Consider the following 3,496-nt stretch of genomic DNA (forward strand, 5'->3'; position numbering starts at 1 on the left):
ATCTTCCGGGGTCAGGCTGCTGGCGTCTGCGGAAGGCGCGGGCTGATCTGTTGGCTCGGTCTCGACAGCTTCGGCTTCGAGCGTGCCTGCGGCCACGGCCTCTTCAAAATCCGCCTTTTTCATGCGCACAACACGGGCGCGCAACGGGCGGACTTTGGGTTTGACCGGGGTGATCACGTCGGAGGCTTCCTGAGGGGCAACGTCAGTATCTTCGTGCGTTTCCGCCAGATCGTCAGATGCCTGAGAAGGGGCCTCTGTCAGGGACAGGTCTTCGGTGCGCAGTTCTGGCTGACCATCCTCGCTGGAGAGTGTGTCTTCGGGCGTGGTTTCCACGCGTGCCACAACAGCGCGGATACGTTCCAGCTTGGCGGCAATCGAGTTTTCTTCATACTCGGGGGCGTCGTCTTCCCAATCCAGAGCTGTTTCTGCAACGTCTTCTTCCGCAACGGGGCTGGGTTCTGCAAAAGGATCTTCGCCGTCTTCAATGGTGTCTTCGAGCACCAAAAGATCAGAGGGAACGGCTGCATCATCGCTGGCCAGTTGGTCGTCACTCAGGGCGTCGACAGCAGAAACTGCGGCGGCGATGCTGTCCAGATCAAGGGCAACGTCTGGCGCCTCTGACATGGCATTCTCGGGGGCTGGGCTGGCGTCCACCTCGGCAACAGGCGCGTCCTCGGCAACGCTATCCTCAGCGACTGCTGCCAGAACGCTGTCGGCGATGCCCATGTCTGTATCAAGCTCAGCCTCAAGTGCGGCGTCGAGGGTCGCCTCACTCAGAGAGGTTTCCTCCTCAGTGGGGGCCTCTTCAAGCACTGCTTCGGGCATGTCGGCTTCGGACAGGTCGGTGACAGGCAGTTCAGCGGCGGGCGCGTCCTCGATGGTGGCCTCGGCGATCTCTGCGGTGATGTCCTCAGCGATATCCTGTGCAGGGGCCTCTGGAGTTTCTGCCAGTTCGTCAGTCAGTTCGTCAGTCAGTTCGTCTGTGTCGAGCGTATCTGCCTGTTGTTCTGCGCTCTGAGTGTCCTGAGGCGTTTCAGAAGGTGCGTCTTGCGTCACAGAGGTTGTTGCGGCTTCTGCTTCAGGCTGAGGCGCCGTGACAACGGGGGGGGCGCTATGTGTTTGCACGGGGCTTGACGCAGCAGAGGCTTGAGAGGCAGGGGCTTGAACGGCATCGGCTTGCGGGCTGGCTTGCGCACCTGATTCAGGGTCGGATGCGCTGAGCACAATGGCACCATGATCCAGACGGGCGCTGACGCGGCGCGCGATTTCCTTTTCGGCGATACGGGCCAGCATTTCGGCATCGGGCGTCGGAGGTTCCGCGCCAAAGTAACGGTCGTCTGCGGCCAGATCCCGGAAATACTCCGCGATCGCTTTCATGGTATCAAACGATTCCTCAAACCCTTCAAGGGTGCAGGAGAACGTCCCGTAAGAAACCGTAAGCACTTTGTTATTCGTAACCATCTTCTGAAGGTCCTTTGCACTACTCAACGATCAAACTACCACTAGAGGAAAGACGAAACGTGACCGATTCTGTGATGATCAGCGTATCATTTCTGGGCGAAAATGTGGCGGGCGGCTCTGGAGCGGGGGAAAACCGGAAGTTATGACGGCGATTGTTCACTGTTTGGAACCAATCACGGTGGTCGGCGCGGGACCGTTGAACCGAGAGGCCTTTGACATGGCGACGGCCCTGGCACCGCGGATTGTGGCGGCAGATGGTGGCGCGCAGCATTGTCTGGACATGGGGCATGCACCAGAGCGGGTGATCGGTGATATGGATTCTCTGCCGGTGTCCCTACGGGCGCAATTGACCCCGGATCAGCTGTGTCCCGTGGCGGAGCAGGAGACCACGGATTTTGACAAGGTGCTGCGCTATGTGCAGGCCCCTTTGGTGCTTGGGGTTGGGTTTTCGGGCGGACGGCTGGATCATGAGCTGGCCTGTTTCAGCACCCTTCTGCGCCATCCCGGGCAACGGGTGATCTTAATCGGGGCAGAAGATATTGTCTGTCTGGCCCCGCCGCGTTTGCAGCTGGACCTTACCAAAGGCACGCGGGTGTCGCTGTTTCCTATGGTGCCTGTTGTTGGGCAGTCCAGCGGCTTGCAATGGCCCATTGATGATATTGCGTTTGCACCAGATGGGATGATCGGCACGTCCAATGCCGCACTGGGGCCGGTGACGCTGCGCTTTGAGGCCCCGGGCATGTTGTTGATCCTGCCACGCGCCTGGCTCGCTGCGCTGGTCAGGCAGCTTCTGGAGACGCCTGAAGGATGGCCCGCTCTCTGAGGATCACATAGAGCCCTGCGGCCATGGTGATGACAATGCCTGCCGTCGCCATAAGATTGGGCCACTCCCCAAAAATCATCCAGCCCACAACGGCGGCGAGCGGGATTTCAACATATTGGATGGAGGCCAAAGTGGTTGAGGGGGCGTAGCGCAGGGACCATGTCATGAACAGGTGGCCGATTGTGCCGATGACGCCAATCAGAAGCAACAAACCCCAAGTGCTCGGATCTGGCAGGTTTGTCGAAAGTTCTTCAAGGCCAAGTTCCGTGCCAATCGCCAGGGCGGGCAATAGCAGCAGGCTTGCAATCACGCCACTGCTGGCTTGCAGAGTGATTGGGTCCACCTCCTTGGCGATCTGGCGGGTGACCAGCATAAAAAGGGCAAAGATGACAGCCACGATGACCGGCAAGATAGCGGGCAGGCCCACAGCCAGAAAACTGGGTTGAATGATCAGAAGGGTGCCCAGAAACCCGACAACGCAGGCCATGAGCCGCCGCATGCCAACTTCTTCGCCCAAGATGTAATGGCCCAGAAGCAGCATGATGAAAGGCATGACAAAGGCGATGGCAATGGCATCGGCCAAGGGTAGGTGCCGCAGCGCAATGAACATGCAGCCAATGCCACCGATATGCAGCAATGTGCGCCAGAGCACGAGCCACAACACGCGCGGTGGCATCCGCCAGTCCCGATCTGTCAAGGTGACAATTGGGATCAGGATCAGCGCCTGAAGACCAAACCGCACCAGAAGCAACTGCCCCACGGGGAGAACATCAGACAGCAGTTTGGCTGTGGCATCGCCAAGCGGTGCCAACAGACAGAAGCACAGCATCAGAAAGATGCCGAGAAGAGGACGGTCCGCGTGTTTCATGTGACAATCGTAGGTTGCGCTGAATGATGGTTCAATTCAGGTTTGCCTGAGGTTAACCCTGCGTCAGTATTTTCGTGCGTGGCCTTGATTGCGCGCAAAAAAAAGGGCCAGCGCAAGGCTGGCCCGACAGGGAGTGATCCCGGGTGGTTTGACGCCACCCGAGTTCGGGGAACAGTCAGCGATTCATACGGTTTTCGATGAGATCATCGACGACGGTTGGATCTGCGAGTGTGGATGTGTCGCCGAGGGCGGCGTAGTCGTTTTCGGCGATTTTGCGCAGGATGCGGCGCATGATTTTGCCGGAGCGGGTTTTGGGCAGGCCCGGTGCCCATTGGATCAGATCC

At 59.0% G+C, this 3,496-nt stretch carries 2 protein-coding genes and 1 pseudogene; 1 reads left to right on the plus strand and 2 read right to left on the minus strand.

The genetic code is table 11. The features are described 5' to 3' along the window. Window positions 1–1,461, minus strand: a pseudogene (locus tag SHM7688_RS12655) (hypothetical protein); the annotation flags it as partial. Window positions 1,462–1,603: 142 nt separating this feature from the next. Here SHM7688_RS12655 and SHM7688_RS12660 point away from each other — a divergent pair. Beyond that, a complete protein-coding gene (locus tag SHM7688_RS12660) occupies window positions 1,604–2,284 on the plus strand; it encodes a thiamine diphosphokinase (RefSeq protein WP_058240313.1) in 681 nt (226 codons plus the stop codon). Here the strand turns inward: SHM7688_RS12660 and SHM7688_RS12665 are convergent. Continuing rightward, window positions 2,241–3,152 carry a DMT family transporter gene (locus SHM7688_RS12665; RefSeq protein ID WP_058240314.1) on the minus strand — a complete coding sequence of 304 codons (912 nt, stop codon included), beginning with the start codon at window positions 3,150–3,152 and terminating at the stop codon, window positions 2,241–2,243. The genes SHM7688_RS12660 and SHM7688_RS12665 overlap by 44 nt on opposite strands. Window positions 3,153–3,496: the final 344 nt, after the last annotated feature.

The organism is Shimia marina, from assembly GCF_001458175.1.
GTDB classification, from domain to species: Bacteria; Pseudomonadota; Alphaproteobacteria; order Rhodobacterales; family Rhodobacteraceae; genus Shimia; species Shimia marina.

Coding starts and splice junctions, on each gene's coding strand:
- SHM7688_RS12660 (WP_058240313.1), top strand. CDS start 1,604: ATGACGGCGATTGTTCACTGTTTGGAACCAATCACGGTGGTCGGCGCG.
- SHM7688_RS12665 (WP_058240314.1), bottom strand. CDS start 3,152: ATGAAACACGCGGACCGTCCTCTTCTCGGCATCTTTCTGATGCTGTGC.